Origin of the sequence: Vibrio sp. 1562, from assembly GCF_033340155.1 — a bacterium.
Lineage (GTDB): Bacteria > Pseudomonadota > Gammaproteobacteria > Enterobacterales > Vibrionaceae > Vibrio > Vibrio alginolyticus.
Genome location: NZ_JAWOVY010000224.1, coordinates 1 through 803 on the forward strand (window position 1 = coordinate 1; position 803 = coordinate 803).

The 803-nt window shown below is 41.7% G+C and carries 1 pseudogene; it reads right to left on the reverse strand.

Features of this window, described 5'->3' with window-relative positions:
* A pseudogene (locus R7Z49_RS24295) lies at positions 1-696 on the reverse strand (EAL domain-containing protein); the annotation flags it as partial.
* Between the last annotated feature and the right edge of the window lie 107 nt (positions 697-803).

Consider the following 803-nt stretch of genomic DNA (forward strand, 5'->3'; position numbering starts at 1 on the left):
CGCGTATAGGCAAAGATAAATCATCGCGATAATAGGCACCGAATAGATGATGTAAGAAATCAATTTTTGCTCAACAAATAAATCGCTAGCTTCAGCGAGCGCTTGGTATTCAAACACCTTAGATTCATTAAAAGCAATCGGGTTTTTGCCTTTTCTGGATGCGCCAGCGGGCACCACGTCGTCATGAATAAACAAAGCTGACCGCTTGAGGCGTAAATCGTTGTTAAATCCAATTGTCGCGCCAAAATAGTCTCTATCAATGATGGTGATGGCTTTATATGTCTGCTGCCCTTGAGTCACCACTAGCAGCAATGGTTCATCTAGACCGTTTATCTGGCCGAAGGTTAAGGCATGATTGGGCCTGAAGGTTAAGTATTCAGAAAGCGGTTTGGATAAGTGTCCAAGCTTCGATGAGCAAATGATCTCATCGCCTTTGACAATGAGCATTTCATCGATGTCTCGCTCAAACATCAGGTTTTGCTGCAACTGCTCACACCGTTCTGGATGAATAAGCGCAGTTCGGTTTTCAGTCTCTATTTGAAAGAGAATTTCATCCGCGATTTGTATGTTCTTTTCGAGCAAGTGATCGAGGTTACTTTGCACACTCTCGTGTGCCAAATACAAAACCTCCGCAAATACCAAAGGAAGTGGCAGAAAAAAGATAGCAGCTTTCTTAAGAAGCATTTTATTCAGCATATAAAAGCGACCTTTTATAAACCGATTGACTCAGATGGTATCGAGAAAACGATACCCACCAGCAACTCACGTTTACAATATTATTCATTAGATTTATTGAGTATGCG